The 14,084-nt window shown below is 29.8% G+C and carries 15 protein-coding genes; 6 read left to right on the forward strand and 9 right to left on the reverse strand.

The window, feature by feature from the left end; genetic code table 11:
- Positions 1-23 precede the first annotated feature (23 nt).
- A complete protein-coding gene (locus KDK92_RS03355) occupies positions 24-842 on the reverse strand; it encodes a M48 family metallopeptidase (protein ID WP_250857635.1) in 819 nt (272 codons plus the stop codon).
- A 159-nt stretch (positions 843-1,001) separates the two neighbouring features.
- Between KDK92_RS03355 and KDK92_RS03360 the strand changes: the two genes are divergently transcribed.
- On the forward strand, positions 1,002-2,201 hold the full coding sequence (locus KDK92_RS03360) for a MerR family transcriptional regulator (RefSeq protein WP_250857636.1): 1,200 nt from the start codon (positions 1,002-1,004) through the stop codon (positions 2,199-2,201).
- A 55-nt stretch (positions 2,202-2,256) separates the two neighbouring features.
- Here the strand turns inward: KDK92_RS03360 and KDK92_RS03365 are convergent, their stop codons facing one another.
- The 6 genes from KDK92_RS03365 to KDK92_RS03390 all read right to left on the reverse strand — a co-directional run bounded on the left by KDK92_RS03365 (position 2,257) and on the right by KDK92_RS03390 (position 6,512).
- Positions 2,257-2,640: an iron-sulfur cluster assembly scaffold protein gene (locus KDK92_RS03365; protein ID WP_250857637.1), complete on the reverse strand. Its 384-nt coding sequence runs from the start codon at positions 2,638-2,640 to the stop codon at positions 2,257-2,259.
- 223 nt (positions 2,641-2,863) lie between these two features.
- Positions 2,864-3,646, reverse strand: coding sequence for a bifunctional hydroxymethylpyrimidine kinase/phosphomethylpyrimidine kinase (gene thiD, locus KDK92_RS03370; protein ID WP_250857638.1), 783 nt, complete (start codon positions 3,644-3,646; stop codon positions 2,864-2,866).
- 70 nt (positions 3,647-3,716) lie between these two features.
- Positions 3,717-4,364, reverse strand: a complete 648-nt coding sequence (thiE, locus tag KDK92_RS03375; RefSeq protein WP_420852317.1) for a thiamine phosphate synthase — start codon at positions 4,362-4,364, stop codon at positions 3,717-3,719.
- Entirely contained in the window at positions 4,342-5,166 is an 825-nt protein-coding gene (gene thiM / locus KDK92_RS03380; protein ID WP_250857640.1) for a hydroxyethylthiazole kinase, read from the reverse strand. The genes thiE and thiM overlap by 23 nt, the downstream gene beginning before the upstream one ends.
- 73 nt (positions 5,167-5,239) lie before the next feature.
- The gene (tenA, locus tag KDK92_RS03385; RefSeq protein WP_250857641.1) at positions 5,240-5,899 is read right to left on the reverse strand and encodes a thiaminase II; all 660 of its coding nucleotides are present in this window, start codon (positions 5,897-5,899) and stop codon (positions 5,240-5,242) included.
- Position 5,900: 1 nt separating this feature from the next.
- Entirely contained in the window at positions 5,901-6,512 is a 612-nt protein-coding gene (locus KDK92_RS03390; protein WP_250857642.1) for an energy-coupled thiamine transporter ThiT, read from the reverse strand.
- A 603-nt stretch (positions 6,513-7,115) separates the two neighbouring features.
- Here KDK92_RS03390 and KDK92_RS03395 point away from each other — a divergent pair.
- The 4 genes from KDK92_RS03395 (at position 7,116) to KDK92_RS03410 (ending at position 10,347) form a co-directional block, all read left to right on the forward strand.
- Entirely contained in the window at positions 7,116-8,006 is an 891-nt protein-coding gene (locus KDK92_RS03395) for a leucine-rich repeat domain-containing protein (protein ID WP_250857643.1), read from the forward strand.
- An 87-nt stretch (positions 8,007-8,093) separates the two neighbouring features.
- A complete protein-coding gene (locus KDK92_RS03400; protein WP_250857644.1) occupies positions 8,094-8,987 on the forward strand; it encodes a GNAT family N-acetyltransferase in 894 nt (297 codons plus the stop codon).
- A gap of 228 nt (positions 8,988-9,215) precedes the next feature.
- Positions 9,216-9,587 carry a CidA/LrgA family protein gene (locus tag KDK92_RS03405; RefSeq protein ID WP_250857645.1) on the forward strand — a complete coding sequence of 124 codons (372 nt, stop codon included), beginning with the start codon at positions 9,216-9,218 and terminating at the stop codon, positions 9,585-9,587.
- A 58-nt stretch (positions 9,588-9,645) separates the two neighbouring features.
- Positions 9,646-10,347, forward strand: coding sequence for an LrgB family protein (locus KDK92_RS03410; RefSeq protein WP_250857646.1), 702 nt, complete (start codon positions 9,646-9,648; stop codon positions 10,345-10,347).
- 128 nt (positions 10,348-10,475) lie between these two features.
- On the opposite strand, the gene KDK92_RS03415 is transcribed toward KDK92_RS03410, so the two are convergent.
- Both KDK92_RS03415 and sstT read right to left on the reverse strand, forming a co-directional pair.
- Complete coding sequence (locus KDK92_RS03415) at positions 10,476-10,634, reverse strand: hypothetical protein (protein WP_250857647.1); 159 nt, start codon at positions 10,632-10,634, stop codon at positions 10,476-10,478.
- A gap of 287 nt (positions 10,635-10,921) precedes the next feature.
- Positions 10,922-12,160, reverse strand: a complete 1,239-nt coding sequence (sstT, locus tag KDK92_RS03420) for a serine/threonine transporter SstT (RefSeq protein ID WP_250857648.1) — start codon at positions 12,158-12,160, stop codon at positions 10,922-10,924.
- Between the two features lie 542 nt (positions 12,161-12,702).
- Between sstT and KDK92_RS03425 the strand changes: the two genes are divergently transcribed.
- Entirely contained in the window at positions 12,703-14,007 is a 1,305-nt protein-coding gene (locus KDK92_RS03425) for an MFS transporter (protein WP_250857649.1), read from the forward strand.
- Positions 14,008-14,084: the final 77 nt, after the last annotated feature.

The following is a 14,084-nucleotide window of genomic DNA, read 5'->3' on the forward strand; positions in this document are numbered from 1 at the left end:
TTTTACAAACATAAAAATCTATTTTATAATACTTCTCCTGGTTTATCTAGGTTTTGAATTGCTTTAATACGCTTTGGCATTATAGGATGTGATGCTGTTAAGTTATGTACCCAACAGAAAATCCCTTTGCAATTTTTACTTGTTTCAAGATACTCATCAATATTAACTTGTTTATAAAGATGTTTTCCAGCTGATAGTACTATTAATCCATCTACTCCCTCAGGACACAACCAAGCGGCATGACGGTCACAAGTATACTCTTTTACACGACTTTGAGTTGACCCCCAAATAGGTATCATAGATGCAAAAATCTCCACAATAACCATTCCCATTGTGGCATGTTTTCTCTTTAGGTGTGTTAGCTCGTGCCCAATCACAAACGCTAATGTATCTAAATCTTTGTGTTCTAAATAACACAGTTCAAATATATCTGAATTAATTGAAATATATTTTCTTGAGAAAAATGCCGTAGCAAAAGCATTTATTACTCCACCAGCTTGGACTACATAAGCCTCTGGTACATATCCCATCTCTAGTTTATCTGAAAAGTTCTTTATAACCTGATAAACTTCTGGAAATTGTTTTTCAGTGATTTGTATAGAAGTGGCTCTTGATTTAGCATATTGTTTACCCATACCAAAGATTACAATCGGTATTACTACGAATGCACCTGCTGCTACCTGTATAATTTCTTCGTCAATACTATCAATATTAATTAGTGCGTAAAAACCTATCCCAACAATGCTAGTTACTATTATAATAAAAATCACTATATTCATAGCTCTCATTTTTTTTTCCCAAGGATGAATTAAATTTTTACTGATACTTTTATAACTTTCCATTAAACTGTCTCCTTTTAATTTATTAAATTATTCTTCAATAAATTTACTATATGCACCAGAGTACATGTCAATAGCCAATTTACAACATTTTTTTCATAAACTACGTAGTTAACAACATGGTTTGTGATATAATTAATTTTTAAGAAATGGAGGATCATAATGAAAATAAGCCAATTCGCAAAAAAGTTCAAAACAAAAATCACAACTATTCGCTATTATACAGATAAGAATTTACTTTATCCTAAATTAAAAGGTTCTTATTATGATTATGATGCTAGCTGCGAAAAAGATATGGAATATATTATAAAATACAAGCAAATGGGCTTTTCAATAAATGAAATAATCAAAATCATTACTTACAAGCGTTTTTCAAAAACATTGAATTCTATAGAGATAGAATTAATAAATAATATTTTAGAAGATAAAAAATCTGAACTTCACAGTCAAATAAAAGAACTTAAAACGAGAATAGAGTATATTGATACTTTTAGCAATGAACTTGAACTCCAGACAAAAAAAGAAATTTATGGTTTTCCATTTAGTTGTGTTCACCTATTAATATGCCCTCACTGCGGAGAACAACTTACACTATATGAATGTAACGTTACTAGTAAGGGCATTGTAAATGGAAAATGCAAGTGCGTAACTTGCATCTATGAATGTACCATTGAAAATGGAATAATTAACTGTAGAGAAGATAGATTATTAATCAAAAATAAATCAGAATTAAATAAACTGAACTTTCTTAATCAATCTCTTTGTGAACAATTTGATTATTTAGGTAGCAAAATTAAAACTTTAAAAGATTTTTGGGATAAAGGTAATGTTTTTTTATTCAATGGAGCTGATATTGAAATTATTAGTATGTCCCTTCTAGATAAAACAGAGGTCAATAAAACCTACATATTTACAGAAAGTTCTTATGATGTGCTAACTGATGTTAAAATCAAAGTTGAAGCCAAAAATTTAAAAGGAAATTTTTTATTTATTTGTCATAAAGATATTATTCCTTTAAAGAAATGTGCCGACCGCTTAATCGACCTCTTTGGTATTAACATGAATGCTATTCACGCTAGTGAGACAACCTGTAATATAGATATTACAAAAGAAATCATACTGCCTAATAGTAAATTTTGCGGAACTTACTTTCATTGTACTAGTGAAAATAGAACTCTAAATACCATTGATTCCATGTATATGGATGATAATTCAATTACAAAGATTTATAATAATATTGGTATCAAAATCCAAACGAAAGAATTAATAGGTCAATCTAATGAACTAGGAAAATTACTTCCTTTAGAAAGATATAAAGAAGAACTTTTAGGTATAACTACAGTTACTGGAATTTTGTCATAATAAGATAAAATAACCATCATGATTTCTCATGATGGTTATTTTACAATTTTTATAACTACTTTCCTAAATTTTCATAATAGTCCTCAATAGCATCTCTCAATGCTCTTACACCAAGGTTAGAACAATGCTTTTTATTTTCTGGGAGTCCACCTAAGGCTTCTATAATATCATCTTCAGTAATTTTTAGTGCTTCTTCTAAAGTCTTTCCCTTTGCAATTTCTGTTGCCATACTACTAGTTGCGATAGATGCGGGACATCCCTGCACTAGAAAACTAATATCCTCTATTACATTATTTTCTACTCTTATGTAAATATCTAAGTAGTCACCACACTGAGGATCTCCATTTGATCCTTCTCCATTAGGATTATTTATAATTCCTACATTTCTTGGACACATAAAATGCTCTATAACAATATCTGAATAATCATCTGTAAACATAAAATTCACTTCCTTCTAAATATCTTTAAGTACAGATACCAAAACTATACAGTTAATTAGAATAGCTTGTACTCTTGTTAATCAACATAAACCGTTTCAAGTAATAGGTATATTGATATTTTTCATTTTTATATTACTCGTTTTTTTAGTTATTGTCAAATGCCATGAATGAATAATTAATATTAAAAAACTCTTTCTATCCAAAGAAAGAGTTTTTATATGTTTACACGATTTTATAACAATGATTTAATGGCCCGCTTCCTTTACCAATGTCTAAATTTGCTCTTAATGCTCCAGTTATATATTCCTTGCTGTTACGTATACTTTCTTCAATATTGTGACCTAAAGCAAGGTTACTAGCTATAGCTGATGATAAAGTGCATCCAGTACCATGTGTATTAGAGTTTATAATTCTCTCCCCTTCAAACCAATGGATTGTACCCTTAGAGAACAATAAATCATTGGCGTTATCTTCAAGATGTCCACCTTTGATTAAAATGTGTCCATCATAATTTTCAGCGATTTTCCTAGCTGCCTTCACCATATCCTCTGTTGTCTTTATTTTAAATCCACAAAGGATTTCTGCTTCAAAAAGATTAGGCGTAATAACTGTTGATAAGGGTATTAATTCATTTAACAACATATTTATAGCATCATCATTAAGAAGTTTGCTACCTGATGTTGCTACCATAACAGGATCTACAACAATATTCTTCGGTTTATACTCTTTTAACTTTTCTGAAATTGCTTCAATAATCTCAATTGATGCAACCATACCTATCTTTATAGCATCAGGGAAAATATCTGTGAATACACAATCCATTTGATTTTTCACAAAATCCACTGAACAAGCTTCTATACCATAGACACCTGTTGTATTTTGAGCCGTTAGTGCAGTTATAACACTCATTCCATAACATTTATGGGCTGTTATTGTTTTTAAGTCTGCTTGAATACCCGCTCCACCACTACAATCTGATCCCGCAATAGTCAATACTTTCTTCATTTCAACACCTCTAATTTCATTAAATAATTTTTTCTCTGTTTTTTGTTCTCTGTTCTTTTCAAAGATTTCCCTATATAAAAATATTTTCGCAAATATCCTTTAGTTCACGAGTAGATTTGGAGATATCTTTCTGAGCAAGAATTGCTGATATTACTGCAACTCCATTAATTCCACTACCTTCTAATGACAGTATATTCTCATTATTGATTCCGCCTATACCAACTACTGGTATTTTTACTGATTCACAAATATTTTTCAATGTATCAAAGGAAATATCACGAGTATTTTCTTTTGTATTAGTGGAAAACATTGCACCCACTCCTAAATAATCTGCTCCAAGTTTTTCTGCAAGTATCGCTTCCTCCACAGTTCCTACCGAAACTCCTAGTATTTTATCTTTACCTATAATTCTTCTAGCTTCTTCTATTGATATATCATCTTGTCCTATATGAACACCATCAGAATCACTTTTTATTGCAATATCTAGATTATCATTGATTACAAAAGGTACATTATAGCAATGAGCTAACTCTTTCATTTCTATAGCTAATTTCAAGAAACTCTCATTATCTAATTTCTTTTCTCTCAACTGTAAAAAAGTTACCCCATTAATCAAGCTTTCCTCAACTTGAGAAGCTAGACTATGGTCACCTAACCAACTTCTATCTGTAACAAGATATAAAAGTAATGACTTATTATCTAATTTCAACCTTAGCACCTTCTTTCAGTGTTTCATAATCCATTAAACTTACACTATCCATCAAGTAAGTTCTAAAACTTCCAGTTCCCTCACCCTTTGCTACTGTCTTTTCATAGGCTTTTTCTCCTGCTAATCCCATTACTGTAATTGCCATTACTGTTGCACTTAAAACATCATTTTTATTAGAACCACAGTATGTAGCTATTACACTACCTGTCATACAACCTGTTCCTGTAATTCTTGACATCATCTCATGTCCATTACGTATTAAGCGTACCTTTTCACCATCTGTTACTATATCTATAGCACCCGTAACAGCAATAACACAACTGAATCTTTTAGCAACTTTTTTCACAAACTCAATAGCTTCTTCAATATTCTGGTTATCAATAACATCCTCTTCCTGTACGTCCACTCCACCAGTATTTTTTGTCTTTGTATACAAAGCTTTTATCTCTGACATATTACCTTTAATAACAGAGAAATCAATTTCATCAATTAGAATATTTATTGCTTCATTTCTTAACTTTGAAGCTCCCACCCCTACTGGATCTAGAATCACTGGTATTCCTAGTTCATTAGCTTTCTTTCCTGCCTTAACCATAGATTCTACTGTCCTTTTGTTAAGTGTGCCTATATTAATGTTTAAAGCATTACTAATAGATACAATATCTTCTACTTCATTAATATCATCCGCCATAAGAGGTGCTCCTCCTGAAGCTAAAACAATATTAGCACAATCATTTACAGTTACATAATTTGTTATATTATGTACAAGTGGTGGATTTAATTTCACATTTTCTAATAAACTCTTAAACATATTACTACTCATCTCCTATTTGCTTTTTCGTGTCATATATATTTTTTTCTTTATTCTCTGTTCTTTCTTCTTTTTATTTATAACTCATATTCCAAAAATTCATTTCATGCTCACAGGCTTTTAGATATATTTTAATTAACTTTTCTTGCTCTTCTTTATCAATATTTTCACAGATTCTATCTAAAAGTTTACATGAATTCACGCTAAATTCTTCAAAATCCTTTCCCGCATATGCTTCAATCCATGGAGCATAATAATTGTTTTGCAATTCATCCCCACATTCTTTCTTTAAAGTTTTTCCTATATATTCATAAGTTAATGTACAAGGTAGTGCGGATACAAATATTTCTTTGATGTCCCCACCTTTTGTGAAACCTAGCATATAATCTAAGTAACCTCTATTTTCTGGTTTTACTTTCATATCATCTACTATATACATATCTAAATCATAATCTCTAAGATATTTTATATGCATATTTGTTTCGTCTGCTACCACAACTCCTATACAGCTATGTAAAAATTGCAAATCTTCTATGGTTTCTGCTAATAAAAAAGCACTGGCATAAACTTTTGCATACTCCTTAAGATACAGCGAATCTTGAATTAAATAATTCCTATACTTTTCTCTATCCAAAGTTCCATCTTTTAATCCCTGTATAAAAGGATGTTTCATATAAGATTCATGAAACTTTACAATTCTTTCATCATTTAAAATTTTTCTTGAAAAACTCATTTTATACCTCTACTCTTGATTTATTATTTATTTTTCTAAAGACCTTCAATGGTAATATAGCTAGTACAACAACACTCAAGAAAGCTTCTACTCCATAGCCTAAAAAATTATACATAATTGAATAAGCCCATACATTCATACCTTCTGGAGCGTATTGTCCAAAGAAAATAACTCCTGATAATATACTGAAGAAAGTTGATAATAGTACAGCTATTCCTGCTCCTGCAACTAATCTATTTTTTTTCAACGTTCCAAACATAGGAGTAAATGCAACAGATATCATTGCTCCAAAATAATCTAAAGGCAACTGCATTAAATAATATGGTGGTTGAATAATAATCTTAGTCGATGCTACAACAATAGCACAAATTATTCCTTCTTCCATACCAAATACCACCGAAAGGATCATTATTGGAAGGATTGATAACAAGCTACATCCTCCTCCTTGTGGAAATGGAATTATTTTTATCATATAAAGTACAATTGTCATTGCTGCAACAACCCCAATTCTTGCAAGGGACTTTGCATTAAATACAGTTTTCCTCATTGTTTTGAAACTTACAAATAAAACTACTAATGTTAAAATCACGGCTAAACTATTAGCTAAATTCATTTTGAAACTCCTCATCTTAATAAGACATATTCAAATAAATAACTAGAGGGAAAACAAAAAAACGTATCACCAAAAGGGTAACACGCATAAAGTATCTGCAAAATTTTTCCCTACGCTGGCATTATCCAGATCAGGTTAAGGCATAATGAAATATGCCTAAGGGTTTTCATCGTATCTATATGTATTCTCAGCCTGATTACACAAGCTCCCCTACCTATATTCATTTGTAACTAAATTATATGTTTTTTTACAAAACTAGTCAATGTTTTTTATAATATGTATTTTTATACCATCTCTAACTCAACTGTAAAACATATTTCAACTTGATAAAAGACCTTCTAACTCCCCAAATCATATAAATAATTTACAAACAAAGCTTTCTTCTAAAAATATCACATAAATGTTATAATTATACAATAAGCTATTTGAATTTATAAACGAGGTGATTTTATAAAAAAGGATGTTTATTCTGTAAAAAAAGATCTTTATTCTGAAAAGACAAAATTGGGTTATTTTATTTTCTTGATATTTATCCTGGTATCAATCTTTTTTAATTTCACAATACATGGGAATTTAGTATTAATCATATCTTGGTCAACTCTTGTGATTTTAAGATTTATTATTTATAAATACGAAAGATTAGTGTTACTTCTTTTTGCTATTCCAGTTTCTATATACTTTATACTTCATTTAAACTACATTTATTATTTAAGCCTAAATGTATTTCTTGTTTTTTCTTTATCACTGATTTTAATTCACAATATTCTTAAGGATACATCTAAAAATAAGTTTGTACAGATTTTAGTTATACTTACGATAATTTCTTTAAGTATATTTATGGATCTTTATGAACATAAAAATGGTTTTATAAAAGACCCTGATTTGAAAAAAGTTATAAAAAAACAACTAAAAAAAGATGATAAGAAAATAACATCAGATAATATAAAAAAAATAACCTACATTTCTTCTCGTAATAATTCGATTTTAAAAAACTTAGATGGAATTAGTAATTTGAACAGTTTAGAAGTACTATCTATAGATGATGCCACTGCACTTAAAGATTACAGCGAATTATCTTATTTAACAAAATTAGATTATTTATCTATTGGACATTCTAAGCTAAGCAATTTGGCAAGTGCAGAAAAATTAAATTCCTTAGAAATACTATCATTGGACAAGTGTAAAATTGATAATAACCTTAATTCTGAAACTTTTCCAAATTTAAAAACACTTTGGCTAGACAATATAACAATTGAAGATTTATCATTTATTAAAAGTCTTAATTCTCTAGAAGAATTGAGGTTATATAATTGTAAAGTCAAGTCCTTAAATGGAATTGAAAACTTAGTTAACCTAGAAAAACTTAACCTAACAAAATCTTCAATAGATAATAAGGATGCTCTTAAAAAAACGCCTTATCTAGAGGTTACAAGTTGCACTGCTCATGACACATTTGATACCATAGAAAAAGTATTAGGACCATCCACCTACTAGAATTATTATAAAAAGAAAGGTGAATTTTTGCAAAACAAATAATAACTCAATATAATTAAAAATAAATAGTAAAGTGGGGAAAAATATTTGAAAAACTTAACAAATACAAGCATAAAAATGAAAGAGAATCTGACACAAAAGGATTATAATCAGATTAACCTTTTAGAAAGCATTTGTCTAAAAAAAGATAAGACATCTCTTAAATTAGAATTAGATTATAAACTTAGTAGAGCACAATGGAATCAAGAAATACTAAACGAGTGTAATGAATTTATGTTTTATGAAGACAATTTGCTTATTGGTTATATGGGGATTTGTCAATTTGGAGGGTCAGAGATAGAAGTCAACGGTATGGTTCATCCTGATTTTAGAAGAAACGGTGTCTTCAAAGAGTTATATGAAAAAGTTAAGGAAGAGTTTAATAAGCGCTCCTGTGATAGAATGCTTTTACTAAGTGATCATCACTCCATATCTGGTCAGGAATTTATAAAGACAACAGATGCAACTTATGATTTTTCAGAGTATGAAATGTACTTAAAAAACACAGTAAATAAAACAGAATTATCCAATAGAGTTACTTTGAGAAAAGCAACCAATCAGGATGCAAGAGAAATAGCTATTCAGAATGCCATTTACTCTGGTGAGGAATTCGCTGAAGAACAAATCACATTACCGGAAGATGAAGAAAAAAGTGGACTTACTATTTTCCTTGCCGAATTAGATTCAAAGATTATTGGTAAAATAGGTCTAGAACTTAATCAAGAGATTGGCGCAATCTATGGTTTTGGAGTGCTTCCAGAATATAGATGCAACGGTTATGGTAGAGAAATTTTAATGAGTTCCATTGAAAATCTTAAAGAAAGAAATGCACAAGAAATCAAACTTCAAGTTGTTATTAAAAACAACAATGCTTTAAATCTATATAAATCCTGTGGATTTGAAGTAACATCAATAATGGATTACTATGCTGTAACTAAGTAATTACATAAGCTAAAAAATTATAACTAAACTATTTAATTATTCTTCCTAATATCCCTAACCCTTTGCCCTTGAGTAAGAATAGTAAAATCCCATGCTTTTTAGCATGGGATTTTACTATTCTCATAAATATATGCGATTGCATTGTAAATATAATTATTTTTATTGTTGCTAATTGACTAATATCTGAGAAAAGCATAAAATTATATAGGCTGTGAAGGAGGTGATAAAATGAAGATTTTTAAGCAAATATCTTTGATATTAATAATATGGGCTGTAGGAGAATATTTTAGTTCTTTAATATCCAATATAGTTGCAATTCCAGGAAGCATAATTGGTATGATAATTCTATTCTTTTTATTATTAACCAATATAGTAAAACTTGAACACATTGAAGAAACTAGTGAATTTTTATTAAATAATATAGCCTTCTTTTTTATACCTTCAGGAATTGCATTATTAAATTATATGGATATACTTAAAGTTAACTGGTTGTCACTTTCAATAGTTATAATATTGAGTACAATTATTGTTATGGGAGTTACCGGACTTGTAGTTAATTTTATGATAGGAAAAAAGCAAATTAGGGTTACGAAGAAATAAGAAACTAATAGACAAGTTGTTTTTGTAATAATACTTAATGATGAAGGGATATGAAAAAATGTTTAGTATATTAGATACACCTATTTTTGGACTTGTAATTTCAGTTATATGTTTTGAAATTGGAATTATTTTGAGTAAGAAAACAAAATTTCCTTTATTTAATCCATTATTAGTTGCTATGGTCATGATTATAGGAATAATGCTTACTTTTAATATTCCACTTGAAAAATATGAATTAGGAGGGGATATGATAAAATTCTTTTTATCACCAATAACTGTTATCTTAGCAGTACCTCTTTATAAACAAATTAAAGAATTCAAAAAGTACATGGTACCAATTATGGTTGGAATAAGTATAGGAGTATGTACCTCTTTTGTAACAGTAATACTGCTTTCAAAAGCTACAGGTATAAGTGAAGAATTAGCATTATCTCTTCTTCCAAAATCTATAACAACACCTATGGGAATAGCGTTAAGTGACACGATTAATGGAATATCTGGTATTACGGTGATTGCAGTTATACTTACAGGAATATGTGGTGCTGTTATATCTCCAATAATATTTAAAATTCTAAAAATATCACATCCAGTTGCAAAAGGGATTGGATTAGGTACGTCAGCTCATGCTGTAGGAACATCAAAAGCAATTGAAATGGGAGAAGTAGAAGGGGCTATGAGTGGTGTTTCTATAGGACTAGCTGGAATCCTAACAGTAGTTTTAGTTCCAATATTGTTAAATATATTTTCTTTTATCATGTAGAGAATGATATGTAAATGCCCCCAATAAAAATATGATCTAAAAAATCATCATTCATCTGATATTTGATACCTAGGTAAATCTTTAAAAGATTTATCTAGGTATCTGTTTATATGTATAGTTTACTTAAATTATTCTATAAAGCTATCATAATATGACTCATTATTTACTGTTGTATTTTCAACCTTATACATACTTGATATTTCATGTATAAGCTCTTCAGGTTTTACCCCAGATTGGTTAATTAACTCAATAACATCGTTTTTAACGTTTTGTAGAACATTTCTCATATTAAGCACCTCTTTTATTAAATATATATCCTTTTAATATGTATAATTTATACCAATACAATATTTATTAATATATATATATTATAATTAATAAATATAGTGTATCTTTAACCCACGTTTAGTATATCACTTTTAAATTATTTTTCAATACCTTTTTTATTTTTTTATTTTTATCATAAACGTGCCATTGTTATCTTCCACAGGGATTGTCACCCCAACCAAAAACAAACCCTCTATCGTAGTTTATAACTACAATAGAGGGCTTTGTTAAATATCTAAACACTGTGTTATTTTTTCTTAGTAATAATTATTTCTTTTCCTTCTTTTCTCCATTGTGTAAACTCAGCAACAGCAGTGAAAAGCGCATCTGTTGATGAGTTAAGTGCTGTTTCAGCAGAGTCTTGAATAACCCCTACAACAAAACCTACACCAACAACTTGCATTGCTACATCATTCGGAATACCAAATAAACTACATGCAAGTGGAATTAGAAGTAATGAACCACCTGCTACTCCTGAAGCTCCACAAGCACTTACAGCTGAAAGTATGCTCAGGATTAATGCTGTACCGATATCTACTTGAATCCCTAATGTGTGTACTGCTGCAAGTGTTAATACAGAAATCGTAATAGCTGCACCAGCCATATTTACAGTGGCACCAAGTGGAATTGATACTGAGTAATTATCCTTATCTAAACCTAATTCTTCACATAAAGTCATATTCACTGGAATATTAGCAGCTGAACTACGTGTAAAGAACGCTGTAATACCACTATCTTTTAGACACTTAAATACTAACGGATATGGATTTTGTCGAATACCAATAAATGTGATAATTGGGTTTACTACAAGTGCCATAAACAACATACATCCAAGTAATACAAGAAGTAATTGTCCGTAGTTCAGTAAAGAACCAATACCTTGAGTAGCAATTGTATCAAATACTAGACCCATGATACCAAGTGGCGCAAAGCTAATTACCCATCTTACAACTTGAGATAATGCATCTGAAAAATTACCAATCATTGTTTTAGTAGTATCAGGCACATTCTTTAATGCTAGCCCAAGAAGTAATGCCCAAGCTAAAATACCGATGTAGTTAGCTCTGGAAAGCGCGTTCACAGGGTTGTCAACTACATTCATAAGTAATGCTTTTAATACCTCAACAACTCCGCCTGGAGGTGATATACTTTCAACACCTTCTCCGAGTTTTAATGCTACTGGGAATATAAAACTTGCCACAACAGCAACAAGTCCTGCTAAAAAAGTTCCTAAAAGATAAAGGACTACGATTGATTTCATATTAGTTTTATGACCACTTCTATGTTGAGATATAGCAGCCATTACTAAGAAGAATACCAATATAGGTGCAACAGCTTTTAAAGCACCTACAAATAAAGAACCAAAAATTGCGATTGGTTTTGCTGCTTCTGGAGCAATAAGAGCTAAAATAATACCGACAATTAAACCTATAATAATTCGTTTAACCAAACTCAATTGATTCCATTGCTTCAATAAATTTTTCATTATCTTTTCCCCCCTATGATAATATCAAAATGTATCTCTACTGAGTATAAATGTACTCGAATTGTTGAAAACTTCACACAAGTAGTTTTAACAATTTCTTTCATGATACGGAATACTTTTAAAATTCAGACATTACTGAAATTTTATCATGTATTTCGCCAAATTTCAATACATTTCGACTGTAAGTTATTGGCATTTCGGATAAAATGTTAATATAACTATTATTTTATATATATAAAGATTTCTTACTAATTTGTAATATACTTATAGCTCTTCCTTACTAATAATTAATAAACAGTTATAAACAGTTATCTTTAAAAATTATTATTCCCTACATCTAAATTATTAACCTTAAAATTATTACCTATGATATGCATCTCTATAATTGACAAATTTATCATCCATATAATATACTTTTATAATAAACATTACCAATTTAAGTTTTTTATGTCATTTGATTGCAAAAGTATTTTTTGAATGAATATTTCAATAATTTAAAAAGAGGAATGAAAAAAAACGAAATTTAAGAGGGGGTTAAGTTAATGGAAAAAACAGAAACATTATCTGCTGAAAGTTCTCAATTTGATGAACTTCAATTAGAAAATGAACATGTAGTTACAAAACTTTGGAATAAAAACTTTTTTCTATTATGGCAGGGGCAACTTGTTTCAGCATTTGGGGATGTAATTTATTCTATAGCTTTAGGTTTTTGGATAATGCAAAAAACTGGTTCTACTGCACTTATGGGAACTTTAGTGGCTGTATCTTCTATACCTAGAATAGTTATCTCTCCATTTGCAGGAGTGTTGGTAGACAGATGGGATAGGAAAAAACTAATAGTTTTGATGGATTTTTTAAGAGGTGTGGCAATTTTATTTGTAGCTGCTGCCGCTTTGTTGGGTCACTTACAGATATGGATGGTATTTGCAGCTGGAATTATCATTAGTTCATGTTCAGCATTTTTTAATCCAAGTATAAGTTCAAGTATGCCTGATATTGTACCTAAATCTAAGCTTGTTAAAGCAAATTCGGCAATGAATATTGTTTATACTGGTTCAAGTTTAATTGCTAATCCATTAGGAGGAATTCTTTTTAATATACTCCATGCTCCAATAATGTTTTTAGTTAATGGAGTATCTTATATTTTTTCAGCCTTTACAGAAATGTTTATTCATGTGCCAAAAATTGAAAGAGAAAATGTAGAGAATGATTTCTGGAGAGAATTTAAAGATGGTTTTAGATTTATATGGAATTTTAAAGGTTTAAAAAAACTTGTTACTGCAGCCTGTGGATTAAACTTTTTTGCCAATATGGCATTTGTACTTCTTATTCCCTTTTTCCAAAAAACTCCTGGTTTAGGGTCTGGTAAATACGGCTTTGCTATGTCAGCTTTGAGTATCGGCTCAGTTTTAGGAATGCTCTTTGCTTCATCTATAGATGTACCATATTCAAAACGCTATATTATGTATTCAATATGTGGTTTACTATTTCCTTTAGTTATGGCTGCTTTCCCATTTATGCCTTATATTCTTATGTTGTGTTTATTATTTGTTGGTGGTTTTACTAATGCAATAATAAATGTTTATATAGGTGCCACTACCCAAATTGTAGTACCTCAAAATATGAGAGGAAAAGTATCCGCCCTTATGAGTACCTTACTTATGGGGCTAACTCCAATCTCTATGGCTTTTGGAGGAGTACTAGCAGAGTTTATACCAATAAAATATGTTATCTCAACAAGTTTATTGTTAACTTTACTTGGAATGATTTCTTTATTAATATCAGAAGATTTCAAGAAACTTATAAACTTCAATCCTGATGAACAGACATTAGAAGATATAATGTAATAGTAAAATATAGAAAATCACTGATAACCCAATGGGCTTCAGTGATTTTTTATTAAACTTAAATCTGAAAAGAGTGT

The organism is Oceanirhabdus seepicola (genome assembly GCF_023684385.1).
Taxonomy (GTDB): Bacteria; Bacillota; Clostridia; order Clostridiales; family Clostridiaceae; genus Oceanirhabdus; species Oceanirhabdus seepicola.

Excerpts from the sequence above, each read along its gene's own strand:
- KDK92_RS03425 (WP_250857649.1), top strand. The coding sequence starts at position 12,703 with ATGGAAAAAACAGAAACATTATCTGCTGAAAGTTCTCAATTTGATGAA.
- KDK92_RS03415 (WP_250857647.1), bottom strand. The coding sequence starts at position 10,634 with ATGAGAAATGTTCTACAAAACGTTAAAAACGATGTTATTGAGTTAATT.
- KDK92_RS03410 (WP_250857646.1), top strand. The coding sequence starts at position 9,646 with ATGTTTAGTATATTAGATACACCTATTTTTGGACTTGTAATTTCAGTT.
- tenA (WP_250857641.1), bottom strand. The coding sequence starts at position 5,899 with ATGAGTTTTTCAAGAAAAATTTTAAATGATGAAAGAATTGTAAAGTTT.
- KDK92_RS03405 (WP_250857645.1), top strand. The coding sequence starts at position 9,216 with ATGAAGATTTTTAAGCAAATATCTTTGATATTAATAATATGGGCTGTA.
- KDK92_RS03390 (WP_250857642.1), bottom strand. The coding sequence starts at position 6,512 with ATGAATTTAGCTAATAGTTTAGCCGTGATTTTAACATTAGTAGTTTTA.
- sstT (WP_250857648.1), bottom strand. The coding sequence starts at position 12,160 with ATGAAAAATTTATTGAAGCAATGGAATCAATTGAGTTTGGTTAAACGA.
- KDK92_RS03360 (WP_250857636.1), top strand. The coding sequence starts at position 1,002 with ATGAAAATAAGCCAATTCGCAAAAAAGTTCAAAACAAAAATCACAACT.
- KDK92_RS03365 (WP_250857637.1), bottom strand. The coding sequence starts at position 2,640 with ATGTTTACAGATGATTATTCAGATATTGTTATAGAGCATTTTATGTGT.
- thiD (WP_250857638.1), bottom strand. The coding sequence starts at position 3,646 with ATGAAGAAAGTATTGACTATTGCGGGATCAGATTGTAGTGGTGGAGCG.
- KDK92_RS03355 (WP_250857635.1), bottom strand. The coding sequence starts at position 842 with ATGGAAAGTTATAAAAGTATCAGTAAAAATTTAATTCATCCTTGGGAA.
- thiM (WP_250857640.1), bottom strand. The coding sequence starts at position 5,166 with ATGTTTAAGAGTTTATTAGAAAATGTGAAATTAAATCCACCACTTGTA.